The 263-nt window shown below is 70.7% G+C and carries 1 protein-coding gene; it reads right to left on the bottom strand.

Annotated elements, in window-relative coordinates; all coding sequences use genetic code 11:
• Positions 1 to 263 (bottom strand): FAD-dependent monooxygenase (locus CCN37_RS41240; RefSeq protein WP_210408403.1); only part of this gene is annotated, 263 nt, incomplete at both ends.

Genomic DNA, 263 nt, shown 5'->3' with positions numbered 1-263 from the left:
CCGCGCGCCGCGTGCGGTCGCCGCTTCCTCCAGCACTTCCTCGACCCTCCACTGCGGAATGCCGATCACGTAAGGATTCCTTGTGTCCCAAGGCGTGCAGTCCAGCTCCACCGGCAGTCCTGCGAAGTGCCCGCCGACGTTCGGCCGCGCGTTCGCCCGCTCCAAGATCTCGTCGAGCAGACCGCGCGCGTCCAGCAGCTCCGCCGTGCGCGGCTGGATCGCCCCGCCCTTGGTCTGCTCGACGCGCTCGGCCAGCCGCTCCA

The organism is Allokutzneria sp. NRRL B-24872, assembly GCF_002155965.1.
In the GTDB taxonomy this organism is placed as follows: domain Bacteria; phylum Actinomycetota; class Actinomycetes; order Mycobacteriales; family Pseudonocardiaceae; genus Allokutzneria.
This window is presented reverse-complemented; position numbering and strand designations above follow the sequence as displayed.